The organism is Streptomyces specialis (assembly GCF_001493375.1).
In the GTDB taxonomy this organism is placed as follows: Bacteria; Actinomycetota; Actinomycetes; order Streptomycetales; family Streptomycetaceae; genus Streptomyces; species Streptomyces specialis.
This window is the reverse complement of sequence record NZ_LN929895.1, coordinates 433,395-452,044: the sequence shown is the minus strand read 5'-3', so window position 1 is coordinate 452,044 and position 18,650 is coordinate 433,395. Positions and strand designations below refer to the sequence as shown.

Here is an 18,650-nt window from a genome sequence, read left to right as displayed (position 1 = left end):
GACGCCGGGGGGCGCTGTGAAGCCGGGACCACACTAGCGGAACTCGCCACCAAAAAAGCAGATGATGTAATCATTTTGCATTTGTGGCCGAGATGCGGGCGCTGCGGCCATCTCTCCACAGATGGAGGCCGATCGGCGGCGCCCCGGCGGCCTTCTGCCGCCCCACGCGTCTCCCGCAGACCCACGAGAACGCTCAACCGCAGGTCAGAACCACACACACAGTCACCCGACTTCGGCGTGCGCGGCTCTCTCGACGCCAGGTGAACGCGCGCTCATCTCCATAAATCGTTCACTCCCAGGGCGCACGCGCGGCTTTGTTTAACGAGAACGACATGAAAGGACAACCGGGAGATGACGACGAGCGGGCCAACGACCAACGACGTAACCGAAAAGTTGCACGAGAACCGAATCGAATATCGGCCTAATGCGACGATGCCGCCAGCAGCCGGCGCGTGAACGGATGCGCCGGCGCGGCCAACAGCTCCGCCGCGGGACCCTGTTCCACGACCCGGCCCTCGTCGAGCACGGCGATCCGGTCGGCCAGGCTCGCCGCCACCGCCAGATCGTGGGTGATGAGCACCAGCGACGTGCGCTCCTTCAGCCCGGCCAGCAGCGTGCGCACCCCCTGCTGGGTGACCGGATCGAGACCCGAGGTGATCTCGTCGCACAGCAGCACCCTGGGCCGGGCCAGCAAGGCGCGGGCCAGCGCGGCACGTTGCAGCTCCCCGCCGGAGAGCCCGCCGGGCGGCCGGTCCGCCGTCCCCGCCCCGACCCCCACGGCCGCCAGCGTCTCGACGGCCTCCGCCCGCGCCGCCTCCTCCGTCGCGCCGCGCAACCGGACGGCGGTACGCGCGATCTGGGCCGCGACCGGCCGGAACTCGTCGAACGAGGCCCGCGCGTCCTGGAACACGTACTGCACGGCGGCCACCTGCTCCCGCCGCCGCTCGCGCACACTGCGCGGCAGCGCCACCCCGTCCAGCTCCAACCGGCCCGACCAGCGCCGGTGCAGCCCGGCCAGGCAGCGCGCCAGCGTCGTCTTCCCCGAGCCGGACCGGCCGACGACCGCCCGGCACTCCCCCGCGCCCAGCGTCAGCGAGACGTCGCGCAGCACGGTGCTCCCGCCCCGGCGGGCGCCGTGCCACGCGGTCAGCCCCACCGCCCGCAGCCCCGCGCCGCCCGGCTCGTCCCCCGGCGGCCGCACCGCCCGTTCCGGCGCCGGCCTCGGCGCCCCGGCGGCCAGCATCTTCGCGGTCCACGGGTGCCGGGGCGCCGCGAAGACCCGGTCCGCGGGCCCCGACTCCACCACCCGGCCTCCGTCCAGGACCACCAACTCGTCGGCCAGCTCCCGCACCACGTCCAGATCGTGGCTGAGCAGCACCACCGCCACGCCGCGCGCCAGCACCGCGCGCAGCTCGGCCACCACCCGCTGCCGGGTCAACGCGTCCTGCCCGGTGGTCGGTTCGTCCGCGACCACCACCGGCGCGCCCGACAGCAGCGCCTGCGCCAGACCGGCCCGCTGCTGCTGGCCGCCCGAAAGCTGGTGCGGATAACGGCGCAGCACCCGCTCGGGTTCGGGAAGCTGCGCCGCCAGCAGAGCCGCCCGCGTCCGCTCGGCGCGCTCCGCCCGGGTGCCGCCCGCCTGCCGGGCGATGTCGGCGAGCAACGCCCCCGCCCGCCGCGCCGGGTTGAGCGCGGCGGCGGGCTGCTGCGGAACGTACCCGGCGCGGCCGGTCACGGTCACCGTCCCCGACACCCGCGCCCCGGCCGGGTATTCACCCAGCAGCGCCAGCCCGGTGGTGCTCTTGCCGCTGCCGGACGGGCCCACCAGCGCGGTGCAGCGGCCCGGCCACGCGGTCAGCGAGACGCCGTCCACCACCGCCCGGCCGCCGATCTCGACCCGCAGATTCTCCACGCGCGCCACGGTCACGGGCGTTTCCCTCTCTTCCCCGGCCTCGCCAGCCCGGCGTCGAACAGCAGGTTGGTGCCGGTGGTCAACGCGACGATCAGCACGGCCGGGACCACCACGGCCCACGGCTGGACGAACAGCCCGGTCCGGTTGTGGTCCACCATCACGGCCCAGTCGGCCGCGTCGGGCGCGACCCCGACGCCCAGGAACGCGGCGGTCGCCACCAGATACAGCGTCCCGGTCAGCCGCACCCCCGCGTCGGCGGCCAGCGTGCGCAGCGCCGACCGGCCCACATAGCCGATCGCCATCCGCCACCAGCTCTCGCCCTGCATCCGCATCGCCTCGACGGCCGGCCGGGCCGCCGCCTCCGCCGCCGCGGCCCGCACGATCCGCGCCGCGTCCGGCACGTTGATCAGCGCCACGATCAGCGCCAGCCCGACCGGGCCCGGGGTGAACAGCGCCGCCGTCATCAGCAGCAGCAACAGCGACGGCACGGCCAGCACCACGTCCAGCGGCCTGATCAACAGCTCCTCCAGCCACGCCCGGTGGGTCAGCGCGGCGGCCAGCGCGACCGGCAGCGCCACCAGATACGCGACGGCCGTCGCCGTCACCGCCGTCAGCACCACCGACCGCCCGCCGAGCAGCACTTGCCGCCACACGTCGCGCCCGGTGAAGTCCGTGCCCAGCCAGTGCCCCTGGCCGGTGGTGAACGAGACGCCGCGCGGGCCCGGTTCACCCGCGAACCACGGTCCGGCGACGGCGAGGAGAAGCGGCACGGCGATCAGGGCCAGCCCGAGCACGGCCTGCCCACGGCCCGCCGTGACGCCCGTCCCGCCGTCCGGCGCGCGGCCGTTCACGCCGCCACCCCCGCCCGGGGCGCGAAGCGGCGCGTCACCACGTCGGCCCCCAGGTTCAGCACCACCGTCACCACTCCGAAGACGACCGCGAGCCCTTGCACCACCGGGATGTCCCTGGCGGCGACCGCGTCGATCAGGACCGTGCCCAGGCCGGGGATGACGAACAGCGCCTCCACCACGATCACTCCGGACAGCAACCAGTCGCAGGTCCTGGCCAGTTGCTGCGCGGCGGGCGCGACCGCGTTGGGCAGCGCGTGCGCCCAGCGGACCCGGCGGCCGGGCACGCCGTACCGCCGGGCCTGCGCCGCGTACGGCGACGCCATCGCCTCGATCATCCCGGCCCTGACCAGCCTGCTGATCGAGCAGACCGGCCGGGCCAGCAGCACCAGCACCGGCAGCACCAGCACGGCCGGTTCGGCGAGCAGATCGGTGCCGTGCCCCACCGCCGTCGGCGGCAGCCAGCCAAGACGCAGCGCGAACACCACGATCAGCAGCACCCCGAGGGCGAACTCCGGCACCGCGTACACCCCGAGGGTCACCGTGCTGATCAACCGGTCGGTCCGGCCGCCCTCGTGGCGCGCGGCGAGCACCCCGAGCCCCACCGAGACCGGCACGAGCAACAGCAGCGTGAGACCGGCCAGCAGCAGCGTCGGCCCCAGGGCGTCCGCCAGATAGCCGGTCACCGGCCGCCCGGAGACCAGCGAGGTGCCGAGGTCGGCGCGGAGCAGACCGGCTGCCCAGTCGGCGAAACGCTCGGCCGCCGGCTCGTCCAGCCGCATGATCTCCCGGATGCGCGCGACGCGTTCGGGATCGGGCGCGTCCCCGGCCAGCGCGACGGCCGCGTCGCCGGGGAGGGCCTCGGTGAGCAGGAACACCAGCGCCACCACCCCGGCGATCTGCGCGACGCCGACCACCAGCCGCCGCAGCAGCCAGGAACGGCCGTCGGTCACGCCAGCCACACCCGGTCGAAGCGCGCCCAGTCCAGGGTGTTGGCGGGAGCGTCCTCGGCGACGCCCCGCACGTTTCCGGCCGTTGCCACGATCCAGTCGGCGAAGCCCCAGATCAGGAAGCCGCCCTCGGCATGCAGACGGCGCTGCATCCGCCCGTACAGCGCGGCCCGTTCGCCCTCGTCGGAGGTGGACTGGGCCTGCCGGTACAGCTCGTCGAAGTCGTCGTGCCGCCAGTGGGTGGCGTTGGTGGGCGAATCGCTGAGCAGGCGCTGCGAGATGTGGGACTCGATGGGCATCGTCCCGGAGCGGGTGCAGGCCAGGGTGCCGGAGTCGAGGGTGTCGGCCCAGTAGGTGTCCTCGTTGCCGACCGCGACCTCGATGGTGACCCCGGCGCGCGCCGCCTGCTCCTTGAAGATCTCGGCCGCCTCGATGAACCCGGTGGCGACCGGCGAGGTGTCGAGGGTGACGGTGAGCCCGTCGCCGTGACCGGCCTCGGCCAGCAGCTCCCGCGCCCGGTCGAGGTCCTGCGCGCGCTGCGGGATGTCGTCGGCGTAGTACTGATAGCCCTTGCCGAACAGGTCGTTGCCGATCTCGCCCGCGCCGGACAGGGCGCCGTCGACCAGCTCCTGCCGGTCGGCGATCAGGAAGAACGCCTCCCGGACGCGCGGGTCGTCGAACGGCGCCCGGTCGGTCTTCATCACAAAGCCCTGCATGGCGCTGTTGCGCAGCCGCACGATGTGGGCCTGGCCGCCGTTCTCGTGGGCGCGGGCGGTCGCCGGGTTCAATTCGTGGGCGTACTCCACCTGGCCGCCGAGCAGCGCGTTGATGCGCGCGGACTCCTCGTCGGCGATGACGAACTCCAGCTCGTCCAGGTGCGGGGCGCCGTCCCAGTAGCCGTCGAAGCGCTCCACGAGGAGGGAACTGCCGGGCTCGAACGAGACGAAGCGGAACGGCCCCGAGCCGACCGGGCTGTCGAACGTCTCCGCGCCGTCGGGAACGATGTACGCGCCGAACGCGGCCAGCACGTTGGGGAACTCGGCGTACGGGCGCTTCAGCTTGAACTCGACGGTCCGGTCGTCCACGGCGCGGCTGGCGTCGAGATCGATCGGCTCCAGCGACGCCTTGGCGCGGAACGCCCCGTCCGGGTCGGCAATGCGGCGGTAGCTGTACAGGACGTCGGCGGCGGTGACCGGCGAACCGTCGTGCCACTGGGCGGCCCGGAGGGTGATGGTCCAGACGTCCAACCCGTCGCCGGGCTCCCAGCGTTCGGCGAGACGCGGCTGCGCCGACATGTCGGAGCCGAAGTCCGCGAGCTTGTCGAACAGGGCCTTGGCGCGGGCGGCGTCGGCGAACAGGTTGGTCAGGTGCGGGTCCAGGGTCTCGCTCGCGCCACCGCCCGCGAACGCGGCCCGCAACCGCCCACCGGGGCGCGGCTCGTCGCCGCCGCCCTCACCGTTCCCGCCGGAGCCCGAGCCGCCGCCGCAGGCGGTCAGCGCCAAGGCGGCGGCGGAGGCGCCGCCCACGGCGAGGACGGTACGACGGGCCGGGCCGGCCGGGAGGGATCTGTGCGACTGCTCGGTCATGCTGATCGTTCCTCTTTCGGTGAAAAGTTCGGGTCGGTGGGGAGTTCGGGACGCGCGCGGGCGCGCGGGGGTAGAAGTGGTTCCCCGTTCGTCGGCGGGGCGAGATGGTAAGGAGGGGGGGGTTGGAGCCGGTCGCCGTCTGCCGTGGTGCCCTCGGGCGCGGGAGCGCCGGGCCGCCAGGGCGGTTCGGTGCGCGGTCCTGGCCCGTCGTGCAGCTCCAGCACCTCGAACCCGGCGACGGCGAGGAAGTGGCACAGCTCCCGCGGGAACAGCAGCCGCCACGCGGACCGCTGTTCGAGGGGCGGCGAACCGTCGTCGGCGGTCCACACCCGGCGACGGCACAGGAGTTGGGCCGCGCGATCGACCCACAGGGTGGTGACGGAGGTGCGGACGACGCCGCCGTCGCTGAGCGTGCGGGTCACGGGCCGGTCCAGCAGTTCGCTGTCACCGAGGAAGAACGCGCCGTTGCGCATCTCCGCCACCAGCAGCCCACCGGGCGAAAGATGGCGGCGGCAGGAGGCGAGGAACCCGTCCAGCTCGTCGTTGCCGTGGCAGTACAACAGGGCGCTGTCCAGGCACAGCACGGCGTCCACCGTGCGGCCGAGGTCGAAGTCCCGCAGGTCCGCGCGGAGATACTCGGGCCCGGGATGATGGGTGCGGGCGTACGCGAGCATCGACGTGGCGACGTCGATGCCGGTGACCCGCCGTCCCAGGCCGTGCAGATGAGCGGCGTCGCGCCCGGTGCCGCAGCCCGCGTCCAGCACGCGCGGCCCGGCGCCGTGGCGCAGCAGCACGTCCTCCGCCCAGCGAGCGGCGAGGCGTTCGGGATCGGGGAACCGCGCCTCGTACAAGTCGGGCCGGTCGGTGAGCAGATTGCTGTCGCCGCCCGGGGCAGGGCCGCCGGTCATGAGACGGCCTCCCGGGCGGGACGCGCCGAACCGGCGGGGCGGACACCGGCCGTGACCGGTTCGGGCAGCGCGCCCCGGCGGCTCAGCCACGCGACCCCGGCGGCGGACGACAGGCCCACGGCCAGGCAGAACAGCCACGGCAGCCACGACCGGCCGCCGCGCTCGCCGAGGTCCATGGCCCAGCCCACGGCCGTGTTCCCGACGGCCGCCGCGACGCCGGACACGACGTAGAACAGCCCGAAGGAGGTGCCGGTGAGCGACTCCCGGCCGAACGAGGGGATCAGCTCCATGACGAACGGCTGCGCCGCCATCACCCCGAGGTAGAGCAACGCGGCCCCGGCGAGCACCGGCAGCAGCCGCACGGCCGCCCCGCCCGGCGCGTCACCGTCCGCCACCAGCAGCGGCGGCACGAACGCCAGCCCCATGCAGGCGAGTCCGGCGGCGATCCAACGCCCCCTGCTGCCGCGCGACTTGAGCGCGGTGGTGACACGGAGCTGGAGGGTGAGACTGAGCACCGTCCCCACCAGGAAGATGAGCCCGGCCGCCCCCGCCCAGCCGGTCGCGGTCCTCGCGCCGTCCGGCAGCAGCAGGTAGAGCTGGCTCTCCAGGGTGAACATGCCGGTCATGGCGACGGCGAAGGCCAGGAAGCGGCGGTTGGACGCCACTTCGCGCCAGTCGGCGAGCACCCCGGGCCGACGCCCGTCCCCGCCCGCCGACTTCCCCGGCTCCGGGTCCTTGGACGCGCGGCGCGCGGGCAGGACGAGGGCCTGCGCGACGGTGAGCACGGCGAAGATCGCGGCGGCGGTGAGCGCCGAGGCGCGGAAGTCGATCAGCAGCAGCGCGCTGCCGAGCAACGGCCCGGCCATCGCCCCGGCCATCGCGAACACCTGGAACAGCGCGAACGCCTCGGCCTTCCGCTCCCCCGACTCGACGGCGATGTAGGCGCGGACGGCCGGGTTGAACAGGGCGCCCGCCAACCCGCTGAGCACCGACGCCGCGAGCAGCACGGCCAGCGCGTCACCGAGCGCGAAGAGCGCGAACCCGACCGTGCGCACGGCGCATCCGGCGATGATGACACCGCGCGCGCCGAGCCGGTCGGCGGCCGAGCCGCCGATGATGAACAAGCCCTGCTGGCTGAGGTTCCGCACCCCGAGCACCACGCCGATCAGCGCGGCGGACATCCCCAGGTCCTCCTCCAGGTGGACGGCGAGGTAGGGGATGAGCAGGTAGAAGCCGGTGTTGACGCCGAACTGGTTGACCAGCAACAGCCGTACGGCCAGCGGGAAGCCGCGTACGGCGCGCAGGGTTCTCACGCCGGGTCTCCTTCCGGCCGGGACGTTCCGGGCGCCGGGCCGACGCCGAGCCCGGGCCGGGCGGCGGCCCGGACCGTTCCGTCGGCGCCGCCGATGCCCTGCCACGGGTCGTGGGCGAGCAGCAGATGACCGTCGAGATCGACCCAGCGGGCGCGGGCCGCGAGGTGGACGGCCGGGGCGATGCCGAGCGAGGACGCCGCCAGGCAGCCGAGCATCACCTCGGTGCCGCTGCCGTCGAGCGCCGCGCGGATCCGCAACGCCTGGTGCGCGCCACCGCACTTGGCGAGTTTGATGTTCACGCCGTGGACGCGGCCCGCCAGCCGGAGCGCCTCCTCGTACCCGGCCGCGTCCTCGTCGGCGATCACCGGCACGGGCGAGCGTTCCGCCAGTCGGGCCAGCGCCTCCGGATCGCCCGCCGCGGTGGGCTGTTCGACCGCCTCGACGCCGAGCGCGGCGAACCGCGGCAGCAACTCCCCGGCCGCGGTGGGCGTCCAGGCGCCGTTGGGGTCGAGCAGGAGCCGGACGCCGGGCGCGGCGTCGCGGACGGCGGCGACCCGGTCGAGGTCGTCCGCCGGATCGGGCGATCCCGCCTTGATCTTCAGGACCGTGAAGCCCAGGGCGGCCAACTCGCCCGCCTGCGCCGCCGCGTCGGCCGTGTCGGTGATCCCGATCGTGCGCGCGGTCGCCGCGACCACCTCACCGCCATCGTCCCCGTCCCCGCTTTCGCTCTCGCCGAGCAGGCCGTGCACGGGCCGGCCGGCCCGCTTGCCGACCAGATCGAGCAGCGCCGAATCGACCGCCGCCATCGCGCCCGGCGGGAAGCCGCGCGGCAGCAGCGTGCCGTCCAGCAGGGCCGACAGGGCCGTCTCCGGGTCGGGTTGACGGGCCAGCGCGGGAGCGGCGTGGCCGAGCAGGGCATGCTTGGCGCGTTCGGCGGTCAGCCCCAGATACACCGAACTGACGGCCTCACCGTGCCCGGTGACGCCCTCGTCGTCCTCCACCGCCAGCCACACCGCGTCACGGCGGGCCATCACCGAGCGTGAGATGCGCAGCGGCGTGCGGAGTTCGAGTGTCGCGGTCCTCACGGTGAGTCTCATGCCGGGCTCCGCAGCGGATCGACGACGGTGCGGCAGCGGGTCCAGCCCGTCGCCTCCACGGCGCGCGGGTGGGCGATCTCCAACGGGCGCGCGGCGGGCGGCCCTTGGGTGCCGATGCCGTGGCGCAGGCAGTAGTCGTCGTCGTAGATGGTGCCGACGTAGCGGTGCGGTCCGTCGGGGAACACGGTGGCGACGACCGCGCCCGGCCGGGTGCGGGCGGCCCACGCCGCGACGAGCGCGACCGCGCCGGTGCTCCAACCGCCGCTGACGAAACAGCCCCTGGCCAGCCTGCGGCAGGTGTCCACCGCCTCCGCCGGGCCGACCCAGTGCACCTCGTCGAAGATGTCGTGGCGGACGTTGCGCGGGTGGATGCTGGAGCCGAGGCCGCGCATCAGACGCGGCCGGGCGGGCTGCCCGAAGATCGTGGAGCCGATCGAGTCGACGCCGATCACGTGCAGTCGTGGCCAGCGGCGGCGCAGCGGGCCGGGGACGCCCGCGCTGTGGCCGCCCGTTCCGACGCTGCACACGAGGACGTCGAGATGGTCCAGCGCGTCCCCGATCTCGGTGGCCATCGTGGCGTAACCGGCGACGTTGTCCGGGTTGTTGTACTGGTCCGGCCAGTAGGCGCCCGGCAGGGCGTCGAGCAGCTCGCGCAGCCGGGCGATGCGCGCGGCCTGCCAGCCGCCCCGGGCGGCGGGCCGTTCCACCAGCTCCAGCCCGGCGCCGTGAGCGCGGAGCAACGCACGGACGGCGGGCTCCAGTTCGGCGTCCCCGACGAGGATCACCGGATGCCCGAGAGCCTGTCCGGCGAAGGCCAGGCCGAGGCCGAGCGTGCCGGAGGTGGACTCCACCACCGGCGCCCCGGGCCGCAGTTCACCGCGCTCGCGGGCGCCGCGCAGCATGGCGACGGCGGCGCGCGCCTTCAGGCCGCCCGCGCTCAGCCCCTCCAGCTTCGCCCAGAACCCGGGATGCGGGCGCGGCAGCGGAACGGTGATCCGCGCCATCGGCGTGCGGCCGAGCAGCGCCAGCATCTCGGGCCGCGCGGTCACCGGCCCCGCGTGCCCGGTCTGTTCGGTGGCGACGACGGTCATACGGCACCTCCGCCCACGGCGTAGCGGTGCAGCACACCGGGCCCGCCGTCCAGCCAGAAGAACGGGTACGGCTCGGCCGACACGGCGGTCACCCCGGCGCCGAGGAAACGCGGCAGCACCGCGCTGCCCGACTGCGCGAACAGCACCAACGGCTTGCCGGTGGACCGCGCGTGCTCCAGCAGCGGCTCGAACGTGCCGTTGCCCAGCGTCATCCCGGAGACCAGCAGCGCGTCGCAGCCGTCGAGTTCGGCGGCGGCGTCCCGGCGGACCGGCTCGCCCCACTCGGTGGTGCCGCCCTTGAGGCCGCACGGAACGTAGCCGGTGCCGCGCTCCCGCCGCCGCTCCAGCAGGGAGTTGACCACGCCGACAACCAGCACCCGGCGCGGCGCGGGCGTTTCGGGCAGCAGGTCCACCACGGCCCGCGCGCGGGCCCGGGACTTGCGAAGGCTGTCGCCGTCCGGCAGCGGATACGGGCGGGCGCCGTTCTCCGGGGTGTGCGGCAGCACGTGCGCGAGGTACGCGTCCAGCGCCGCGATCCGCACGGCGGGCGACGGGTGGGCCAGCAGCGACGCGACGTCCGCGCCGACGCAGTCGTCCAGCGTGGCGGCCGGCAGCGCGCCGGGCTCCACGGCGCAGGAGCCGACCGACCCGGCCAGCCGCAGGCTGAGGACCTCGTTGCGGTAGCCGCCCGACCGGTCCCGGTGCCGCACGGCCTGGCAGGGGGTGAAGGCCACGGATATCCGCAGTCCGGCCGGGTCGGGGCCGAACTCCCCGGCCAGCCCGCGGCGTTCCAGTTCGGCGACCGACCTCACGCCGCACCGTCCGCCGGCGCGTAGCGCGGACACAGCCCGGCGAGCACGGCCTCGCCCCGGCCGCGCGCCGCGCCGGTCTCGTCGGCGGTGACCATGGCGTGGCCCAGATAGTCGTTGTTACTGGCGGCCGGCCGCACGGCGCGGCCGGGGCCGGCGAGTTCCAGCTCCCGCAGGCCCGCCGCCGAGGAGGCGTCCTCGACGCCGTCGAACCCGGCGAGTTCACCGGCCTGTTCGGGCAGCAGGAAGCCGATGGCGGCGCTGCGCACGCCCGTTTCGCGCGGCGCGACGTCCGGGGTCAGGCCGAGGGCGACGTCCACGGCGGCGCCCGGCAGGTCGATGCCGGTGACGTGCCGGACCAGTTCGGTGATCCGGTTGCCCGCCGGGCGGGGGTTGACCTCGATCACCCGGGGGCCGTCCGCCGTGAGCTTGATCTCGGTGTGGGCGACCACCTGGTCCAGGCCCAGCGCCGTCAGCGCGGCGACCGCCGTGTCCGCGACCGCCCGGGTGGCGGCCGGGTCGAGCGCGGCCGGGAACATGTGCCCGGTCTCGATGAACGCCGGCGCCCCGCCCACGCTCTTGTCGGTCACCCCCACCACGTGGCAGGTGCCGTCGTACGACACCGTCTCGACACTGAACTCGGGGCCCACCAGCAGCTCTTCGAGGAGCACCACGGGCGAGCGGCGCTGGCCGCGCGCGTTGACGGGGAAGTCGCCCAGCGCCTTGTACGCCTCGGCGAGCGCCCGTTCGCCGTCGACCTCGCGGACGTACATCCCGGCGCAGAGGTCAACGGGCTTGATCACCAGGGGATATCCGATGCGCGCGGCAGCCGCCGCCGTCTCCGGCCAGTCCCGGCAGACCGCGTGGTCCGGCCCCGGCACCCCCGCTCCGGCGAGCACCCGGCGGGTGGCGTCCTTGTGGCAGGCGGCCTCCACCGCCTCGGGCGCGGGCCCGGGCAGTCCGAGGTGGCGCGCGACGCGGGCGACGGCGGGAAGGTAGTAGTCGCACGACGAGATCACCCCGTCGAAGCCGAGCACCTCGTGCGTCCGGGCGGCGTGGTCCAGCAGCGCGTCCGTGTCATTGGTGTCGGCGGTGAGCACGTTCGCGGCGGCGAGCAGCGGATGCGGCGCGGCGGAGGACGCCCCGCGCAGGTAATGGTGCAGATCACGGGTGAGGAACGTGAACCGGTGCCCCGCTTCCCCGATCGCGCGCGGCAACAGCCGGCTCATGGAGCCGACCCAGCTCTCGATCATCAGCAGATGTCCCACGGTGCGCCCTTCCAGTGACATGGACCTGGCCGCCGGGAAGACTATCGATAATCATTTTCATTGTCATCCGGTCAACGCGCGGAAAAATCCGGAAGCACGGGATCATGCCGCGTGGCACAGTTCCGCCCATGGACGAAAGGGAGTTGCTGCGCCGTTCCGGTGGACCGGTGACCCAGGACCGGCTCGGACGGGAACTGCGCGACCTCGGTCTCGGGACCGGTGACACCGTGATGTTCCACACGAGGATGTCCGCGCTCGGCTGGGTCGCCGGCGGCACCCAGGCCGTCATCGGCGCCCTGCTGGACGTGGTCGGCCCCCGCGGCACGCTCATGGTGACCTGCGGCTGGAACGACGCCCTGCCGTACGAATTCCCCACCTGGCCCCGGGCCTGGCAGGACGCGGTGCGCGCCCATCACCCCGCCTACGACCCGCTGCTCAGCGAGGCCGACCACGCCAACGGCCGCCTCCCCGAGGCCCTGCGCCGCCGTCCGGGCGCCGTGCGCAGCCGCCACCCCGACGCGAGCTTCGCCGCCCTCGGGGCCGACGCGCACGCGCTGATGGCGGACCACCCGTGGGACCATCCGCACGGCCCGGGCAGCCCGCTGGCCCATCTGGTGGAGGCGCGCGGCAAGGTGCTGATGCTGGGCGCGCCGCTCGACTCGTTCACCCTGCTCCACCACGCCGAGGCCCTGGCCGACGCGCCGGGCAAGCGCTTCGTGGAGTTCGAGCAGCCGATCACGGTCGACGGGAAACGGGTGTGGCGCCGCTTCCGCGACATCGACTCCAGCGACGGCGCGTTCGACTACTCCGGCGTCGTCCCGGCCGACGTGGAGTGGCCGTTCACGGCCATCGCCCGCGACATGCTCGCGGCGGGCATCGGCACGAGCGGCACGACGGGCGCGGCGACCTCCCACCTCTTCGACGCGGCCGACGCGACGCGGTTCGGCGTGGCGTGGATGGAGTCGAAGCTCACGGCCGCCGGAGCGACGCCGGGCCCCTGACCCTGAACGACCCCTGGCCCCTGACCCCTGACCCGGCGGAACGGCCCGGCGGAACGGCCCGGTGGCCCGCCCGGAAACCGGGCCGGGCCGAACGAAACCGCCACTGTCAGTGGCCCGGGTCATACTCGGGTCCATCGATGTCCGCCCACCGCTGTCCGACGACGCCGCCGATTCCCGGGAGACGCGCATGTCCGCCGAGACCACCCCGACCGCCCACGCAGCCCCCGCGGACAGCCATGACCTCATCAAGGTGCGCGGCGCCCGGGAGAACAATCTGGCGGACGTCTCGCTCGACATCCCCAAGCGCCGCCTCACCGTCTTCACCGGCGTCTCCGGCTCCGGCAAGTCCTCGCTCGTCTTCGGCACCATCGCCGCCGAGTCGCAGCGCCTGATCAACGAGACGTACACGGCGTTCATCCAGTCGTTCATGCCGAGCCTCGGCCGCCCCGACGTCGACGCCCTGGAGAACCTCAGCGCGGCCATCGTGGTCGACCAGGAGCGGATGGGGGCGAACTCACGGTCCACCGTCGGCACCGCCACCGACGCGTACACCATGCTCCGCATCATCTTCAGCCGCCTCGGCACCCCCCACATCGGCACGTCGAGCGCCTTCAGCTTCAACAGCCCGGAAGGCATGTGCCCGGCGTGCGAGGGCCTCGGCCAGGTCTCCACGATCGACATCGACCAGCTCGTGGACCGGGACCTCTCCCTCAACGAGGGCGCGATCACCGCCCCCGGCTTCGCCGTCGACTCGTGGTACTGGCAGATCATGGCCCACTCCGGGTTCTACGACCCGGACAAGAAGCTGCGGGACTTCACCCCGGCCGAGTGGGAGGACTTCCTGCACAAGCCTGTCACCAAGGTCAAGATCGGCTCGGGCAACATGACGTACGAGGGGCTCGTCAGCAAGGTCCAGCGGCTCTACCTGACCAAGGACCGCGACTCGATGCAGTCCCACATCCGCGCCTTCGTGGACCGGGCCGTGGTGTTCGCCGAGTGCGGCGACTGCGGCGGCTCGCGGCTGAGCGCCGCCGCGCTGTCGTCCACCATCGCGGGGGTCAACATCGCGCGGTGCTCCGCGATGCAGATCAGCGACCTCGCCGCGTTCGTCCGCACCATCGAGGACCCGTCCGTCGCCCCGCTGCTGGCGACCCTGCGGCAGACGCTGGACTCGCTGGTCGAGATCGGCCTCGGCTACCTGAGCCTGGACCGCACCTCGGCGACCCTCTCCGGCGGCGAGAGCCAGCGCGTCAAGATGGTGCGCCACCTCGGCTCCAGCCTCACCGACGTCACCTATGTCTTCGACGAGCCCACGGTCGGCCTGCACCCGCACGACATCCAGCGGATGAACGGCCTGCTGCTCCGGCTGCGCGACAAGGGGAACACGGTGCTCGTCGTGGAGCACAAGCCCGAGGTCATCGCCATCGCCGACCACGTCGTGGACCTCGGCCCCGGCGCCGGCACCGACGGCGGCCGGATCTGCTACAGCGGGGACGTCGCCGGGCTGCGCGCCTCCGGCACCCTCACCGGGCGGCACCTGGACCACCGGGCGCGGCTGCGGGAGCGGACCCGCGAGCCGATGGGCTCGCTCTCCATCCACCACGCCGACCTGCACAACCTGCGGGACGTGAGCGTGGACATCCCGCTGGGCGTGCTGACCGTGGTCACCGGCGTCGCCGGATCCGGCAAGAGTTCGCTGATCCACGGCTACCTGTCGGGCCGCGACGGCGTGGTGGTGGCCGACCAGTCGCCGATCCGCGGCTCCCGGCGGAGCAACCCCGCGACGTACAGCGGCCTGCTGAGCCCGATCCGCACCGCGTTCGCCAAGGCCAACGGGGTGAAGGCCGCCCTGTTCAGCGCGAACTCGGAGGGCGCCTGCCCCAACTGCAACGGCATCGGCGTCGTCTACACCGACCTCGCCATGATGGCCGGGGTCGCGTCGGTCTGCGAGCGGTGCGAGGGGAAGCGGTTCACCCCCGAGGTCCTGACGTACACGCTCCGCGGGAAGAACATCAGCGAGGTCCTCGGCATGTCCGTGGCCGAGGCCCGCGACTTCTTCCCGACCGGCCAGGCGCACGCGATCCTGGAGCGGCTCACCGACGTGGGGCTCGGCTACCTGAGCCTGGGCCAGCCGCTGAACACCCTGTCCGGCGGCGAGCGCCAGCGGCTGAAGCTCGCCATCCACATGGCGGAGAAGTCCTCGACCTATGTGCTGGACGAGCCCACGACCGGGCTCCACATGGCGGACGTGGACCAGTTGCTCGCCCTGCTGGACCGGCTGGTCGACGACGGGAACACGGTGGTGGTCATCGAGCACCACCAGGCCGTGATGGCCCACGCCGACTGGATCATCGACCTCGGCCCCGGCGGCGGACACGACGGCGGCCAGGTCGTGTTCACCGGCACCCCGGCCGCCCTCATAGCCGACGCCGACACCCTCACGGCCCGCCACCTGCGCACCTACGTGGGAGGCGACGCCCGCTGAGCGGGCCGCCCACGCACCTACGCACCATCGCACCGACACACGAGGCACGACACACGAGGCACGAGGCACGCACGACGAAGGAGGCGCACATGCGGGTCGGGTTGCTGCGGAGGGTCGGCGTGGCCACCGCCGCGTACGGGATCGCCGTCGCGGTGTGGCCGAAGCTGCTGGCCACACCCTCGGGACTGGCGGACGACGCCTCGACGCGGACCTCGCTGCGCCCCCTGGGCTGGCGGGGCGCCGCGGGCGGCGCCGCCCTGGCCCCCGCGCCGGAGGGGCCCGCGCTGCGCACCGCCGCCGTCCTGCGGATCGCGGCGGACCTCGGGGACGCGGCGCTGCTCGGCGCGACGCTGCCGGGGCGCGGGCGGCGCCGGGCCGCCGTCGCGGTGTCCGTCGGCTGGGGCGCGCTGTCCGCGGCCGGGCTGCTGTGGCCCGCCGGGCGGGACGAGGTCAGCCGTCGCAGGCGACGCGCGGGCTCGTCCGGTTGAGCAGCCCGTCCGGGTTCACCTTCCACGCCCACACGTGCAGCGTGTGGTACGGCCTGCCGTCGCCCGGCGGCTCAAACGCCTGGCCGAACAGCGTGGCGGGCGTCTTCGACGCGTACCCGACGGCCACCAGCTCCTGACCGCCCCCGGCCAGCGGCGCGTACACGAGCAGGTTCGGCTCGCCGACCACCAGATCGTCCTGCCCCTCGGCCACCGACCGCACGTAGTGGTGGCCCGAGCCCGGCACGCACGCGCCCACCGGCGCGTAACCGGCGGCGGTCGCCGCCTCCTGCTCGTGGAACGTGTACGTCGCCGCCCGTATCTCCTGCACCTGGAACGGCAGCAGGGCGCCGGGCGAGAGCACCGAGGCCCACTCGTCGTCCAGGGCCACGGCACCCGTCGGCGGCAGGGACATCAGGGCGGCCAGGCCCAGGACGGTGAGGACGCGTCTGCGCATGTCGGACTCCGTTTCCCCGCGCCCGGTGCGCGGTAGGTCCGATCGTGGTCGCGCGCCCGGGACCCGGCCATCCCGGAGCAGCCAAGCGGGGGACGGCCCTACCGGACCCCCGCCCGCGCGGTGACCAGCCGCGCCGCCGACGTGCCGAGGCCGGTGGGGCCGCTCAGCGGCCACTGGCGCGCGAAGCGGCGGATCAGGTCCTCCTCGCGGTACCGCCGGCAGTCGCGGTGCCAGACGTAGATGCCCGACATCCAGTTCTCCAGCTCCCGCACATAGCCGTCCAGGATCTTCCTCGCCTCCGCGTCGAGCCCGAAGTCGTCGTACAGGATCGGCAGTTCATTGGCGGCGACATGCTGGAACTGGCGCATCCGCTCGGTCATCAGGTCATGGACGATGGCCAGCCCGGTGGCGTAGTCGCAGTCGAAGAAGGTCTGCACGACGACGATCCCGTTGTGGAACTCGCCCTCGAACTCGACTTCCTTCTGGTACGAGAAGACGTCGTTCATCAGCGTCGCGTAGTTGACGGCGGCGTTCTCCAGCGAACGCATCGGCCCGCTGCGGTAGACCGCGTCGGGAATCCTCCGCCCGTGCCCGATCCGGGCCAGGCTCATCGTCAGGTCGGAGCCGAACGTGTGGCGCCGCATCTCCATGTAGTCCACGGGGTCGGGCACCCGGTTGTGCGCCTGGTTCACCAGCTCCCACAGCCAGCTCTCCGTCATCCGGTCGACGGCCTCGCGGAACGCGCGCCGCGCCGGCCCGTCCATCGGCCCGGCGGTCCGCTGCCACAGGTCGGCGAGGCCGCGTTCCAGCGCGTTCGCCGGCGGCGGCGTGGCGGCCGGCTCGTCCACGGGCATGAACAACCCCAGCCGGTCGGTGCACACCTTGGCGGCGACCAGATCACGGCGGGCGCCGAAGAGCACCGGGTAGTAGTCGTCGCCGTAGGTACCCCACGCCAACCAGGCCGACCCGAGGTCGAGTTCATCGGCCGACCCGTCCGGATCGAGCCCGGCCGCGCACAGCGGCAAGTCGAAGTCGAGCAGCCCCTGTTCGTCCCACACCCCCTCGGACAGCAGCCCCATCCGCCGCGACCACTCGACCAGGCGGACCCGGGCGCCCGCCAGGTTCGCGTTGAGCCGGGGCGTGAACGGCAGGTAGAAGTCCGGCAGTCGGGACGGCCCGACGCGGCGGAACGGGACATGGGTGAAGTTCCGCACCCGCGCGGTCTCCGCGCGCCGCGTGGTCAGCGTGATGTCGGTGGCCGACAGCCCGATCCCCGGCCCCGCGCCGATCCCCGCCATCCCCAGCGGCGCCCGCGACCGGGTGCCCTCGTTCATGTACCGGCTGGACCGCAGGTGCCACTCGTGGCCGCCGGACTGCCAGTCCTGCAACCCCTTCACATAGGCCATCACCCGCGTCACCGCCTCCGGGCCGAGCCCGTGCTCGGCGAAGAGCGGCGGCAGTTCGGTCACGGTGGTGTGCTCGAACTGCTGGAGACGCGACGTGAGCAGGTCGTTGACGGCCTCGGCGGCCTCCTGCGTGGAGCAGCCGAGGAACGTCTCCAGCACCAGCACCCCGTTGCTCAACTCGCCCTCGTCCTCGACCTCCCGCTGGTACGAGAAGAGGTCGTTGCGCAGGTGCACCCCGTCCGAGAAGGCGTCCCGCAGCACCAGCATCGGCCGCGAACCGGCGATCACGGCCGGGACCTCGGCGCGGGCCGCGTACTCGATGAGCCCCGCCGACCAGGGCGCGCCGCCGACCTTGCGGCGCATCTCGATGTACTCGACGGGGTTGGGGACCCGGCCGATGTTGATGTTGGACAGCTCCCACAGCGACTCGTTGAGCAGGTTCTCGGTGCTCTCGGCGAAACGGGCCCGCCACTCCGGCGACATGGCGGGCACGGTCCGCAGCCACAGGTCGGCCAGCCCCGCCTCCACCGGGTTCACCGGCTCGGGCATCGGCGTGGCCGGGTCCATCGGCATGAACGCGGGCAGCCGGTCCAGATACGCCTTGCCGCCGGCCCGGTCCTGGCTGCGTTTGAACGTCTCCAGAAAGTGATCGTCGAAGAAGAACACCCACACGTACCAGTCGGTGACCAGCGCGAGATCGGAGGCGGACGCGTCGGGGTGGGTGTAGGCGCACAACAGCGCGTAGTCGTGGGCGTCGAGATCGCTCTGCTCCCAGATCCCGGAGCCCTCCAGCATGCCCATCTCGCGGGCCCACCGCCGGGAGTGCTCCCGCGCCTCCTCCAGATGCGGATTCAGGCGTGCGGGGTAGGGGGTGTAGAACTCGGGCAGTTCGAAGGGCTGTGCCATGACGCGCCTTCCGTGTTCCGTGGGTCGCGGTCCCGGTGCGCCCAGGGTGACCCGAGCGCACGCCACCCGGACCGGCCGCCGCCGCCAAACCCCCCATGTGGGTGAATCCGCCGGCCCCGGGACGCCGG

The 18,650-nt window shown here is 73.6% G+C and carries 15 protein-coding genes; 3 read left to right on the top strand and 12 right to left on the bottom strand.

Translation table 11 applies throughout. The features are described from left to right. Window positions 1-421 precede the first annotated feature (421 nt). Genes BN2279_RS16820 through BN2279_RS16775 form a run of 10 tightly spaced genes read right to left on the bottom strand, consistent with a single transcriptional unit; the run spans window position 422 to window position 11,782 of the window. Window positions 422-1,927 carry an ABC transporter ATP-binding protein gene (locus BN2279_RS16820; RefSeq protein WP_059010401.1) on the bottom strand — a complete coding sequence of 502 codons (1,506 nt, stop codon included), beginning with the start codon at window positions 1,925-1,927 and terminating at the stop codon, window positions 422-424. Beyond that, window positions 1,924-2,763 carry an ABC transporter permease subunit gene (locus BN2279_RS16815; protein ID WP_059010399.1) on the bottom strand — a complete coding sequence of 280 codons (840 nt, stop codon included), beginning with the start codon at window positions 2,761-2,763 and terminating at the stop codon, window positions 1,924-1,926. Before BN2279_RS16815 ends, BN2279_RS16820 begins: the two co-directional genes overlap by 4 nt. Next, on the bottom strand, window positions 2,760-3,713 hold the full coding sequence (locus tag BN2279_RS16810; RefSeq protein ID WP_059010397.1) for an ABC transporter permease: 954 nt from the start codon (window positions 3,711-3,713) through the stop codon (window positions 2,760-2,762). The genes BN2279_RS16815 and BN2279_RS16810 overlap by 4 nt, the downstream gene beginning before the upstream one ends. Continuing rightward, complete coding sequence (locus BN2279_RS16805) at window positions 3,710-5,296, bottom strand: ABC transporter substrate-binding protein (protein WP_059010395.1); 1,587 nt, start codon at window positions 5,294-5,296, stop codon at window positions 3,710-3,712. The genes BN2279_RS16810 and BN2279_RS16805 overlap by 4 nt, the downstream gene beginning before the upstream one ends. Beyond that, complete coding sequence (locus BN2279_RS16800; RefSeq protein ID WP_079032225.1) at window positions 5,293-6,204, bottom strand: class I SAM-dependent DNA methyltransferase; 912 nt, start codon at window positions 6,202-6,204, stop codon at window positions 5,293-5,295. Before BN2279_RS16800 ends, BN2279_RS16805 begins: the two co-directional genes overlap by 4 nt. After that, window positions 6,201-7,517 carry an MFS transporter gene (locus BN2279_RS16795; protein WP_059010393.1) on the bottom strand — a complete coding sequence of 439 codons (1,317 nt, stop codon included), beginning with the start codon at window positions 7,515-7,517 and terminating at the stop codon, window positions 6,201-6,203. Before BN2279_RS16795 ends, BN2279_RS16800 begins: the two co-directional genes overlap by 4 nt. Beyond that, the gene (locus BN2279_RS16790; protein WP_059010391.1) at window positions 7,514-8,614 is read right to left on the bottom strand and encodes a dipeptide epimerase; all 1,101 of its coding nucleotides are present in this window, start codon (window positions 8,612-8,614) and stop codon (window positions 7,514-7,516) included. Before BN2279_RS16790 ends, BN2279_RS16795 begins: the two co-directional genes overlap by 4 nt. Further along, a complete protein-coding gene (locus BN2279_RS16785; RefSeq protein WP_059010389.1) occupies window positions 8,611-9,705 on the bottom strand; it encodes a PLP-dependent cysteine synthase family protein in 1,095 nt (364 codons plus the stop codon). The genes BN2279_RS16790 and BN2279_RS16785 overlap by 4 nt, the downstream gene beginning before the upstream one ends. Next, complete coding sequence (locus BN2279_RS16780) at window positions 9,702-10,517, bottom strand: Rossmann-like domain-containing protein (RefSeq protein WP_059010388.1); 816 nt, start codon at window positions 10,515-10,517, stop codon at window positions 9,702-9,704. Before BN2279_RS16780 ends, BN2279_RS16785 begins: the two co-directional genes overlap by 4 nt. Beyond that, window positions 10,514-11,782: an ATP-grasp domain-containing protein gene (locus BN2279_RS16775; RefSeq protein WP_199827738.1), complete on the bottom strand. Its 1,269-nt coding sequence runs from the start codon at window positions 11,780-11,782 to the stop codon at window positions 10,514-10,516. Before BN2279_RS16775 ends, BN2279_RS16780 begins: the two co-directional genes overlap by 4 nt. Window positions 11,783-11,910: 128 nt before the next feature. Here BN2279_RS16775 and aac(3) point away from each other — a divergent pair, with 128 nt between their 5' ends. The 3 genes from aac(3) to BN2279_RS16760 all read left to right on the top strand — a co-directional run bounded on the left by aac(3) (window position 11,911) and on the right by BN2279_RS16760 (window position 15,756). Then, window positions 11,911-12,783, top strand: a complete 873-nt coding sequence (gene aac(3) / locus BN2279_RS16770; protein ID WP_059010386.1) for an aminoglycoside 3-N-acetyltransferase — start codon at window positions 11,911-11,913, stop codon at window positions 12,781-12,783. A gap of 187 nt (window positions 12,784-12,970) precedes the next feature. Further along, window positions 12,971-15,268, top strand: coding sequence for an ATP-binding cassette domain-containing protein (locus BN2279_RS16765; RefSeq protein ID WP_059010920.1), 2,298 nt, complete (start codon window positions 12,971-12,973; stop codon window positions 15,266-15,268). A gap of 89 nt (window positions 15,269-15,357) precedes the next feature. Beyond that, window positions 15,358-15,756, top strand: coding sequence for a hypothetical protein (locus BN2279_RS16760; RefSeq protein WP_059010383.1), 399 nt, complete (start codon window positions 15,358-15,360; stop codon window positions 15,754-15,756). On the opposite strand, the gene BN2279_RS16755 is transcribed toward BN2279_RS16760, so the two are convergent. After that, the gene (locus BN2279_RS16755) at window positions 15,719-16,210 is read right to left on the bottom strand and encodes a hypothetical protein (protein ID WP_059010381.1); all 492 of its coding nucleotides are present in this window, start codon (window positions 16,208-16,210) and stop codon (window positions 15,719-15,721) included. The genes BN2279_RS16760 and BN2279_RS16755 overlap by 38 nt on opposite strands. A 98-nt stretch (window positions 16,211-16,308) precedes the next feature. Beyond that, window positions 16,309-18,522: a terpene synthase family protein gene (locus BN2279_RS16750; RefSeq protein WP_059010379.1), complete on the bottom strand. Its 2,214-nt coding sequence runs from the start codon at window positions 18,520-18,522 to the stop codon at window positions 16,309-16,311. Window positions 18,523-18,650 lie beyond the last annotated feature (128 nt).